Raw genomic sequence first — 383 nt, forward strand, 5'->3', positions numbered from 1 at the left:
ATTTACGATTATATAAATAACCCGAGATTTTAGTATGATTCATTTCACTAAAGTCTCGGGTTTCTATTTGATAATTTTTAATAGGGCATGGCTTGAATATGCGCCTGCCTTTTATCTCATTTCCAATGATTAATCTGGATATTGTTCTAAAAATGCTTTCGCTTCTTTATTAACTGTTTTAAAATCAATACCTTGTTGCATCGCTGCAAAGACACATCCACAATAACACTGTCTAAAGATATTATAGTCATTACACATTTCTATGGAACGCTCATAACCTTTACTTTTCTTAAAATCACTTGGCAAATAGTTCACATCATATATTTTTTGGACATCCATACCAAGTTCATTGATTAATTGTGCGTTCTTTTTAGGTGATAACG

General features: G+C 31.3%; 1 protein-coding gene. It reads right to left on the reverse strand.

The genetic code is table 11. The features are described from left to right. Positions 1 to 129 precede the first annotated feature (129 nt). Positions 130 to 383, reverse strand: a 254-nt coding sequence (locus ETC02_RS17140) for an epoxyqueuosine reductase QueH (RefSeq protein WP_171698498.1), incomplete at its 5' end; no start/stop codon positions are given.

The organism is Geobacillus sp. DSP4a, from assembly GCF_013096875.1.
GTDB classification, from domain to species: domain Bacteria; phylum Bacillota; class Bacilli; order Bacillales; family Anoxybacillaceae; genus Geobacillus; species Geobacillus thermophilus.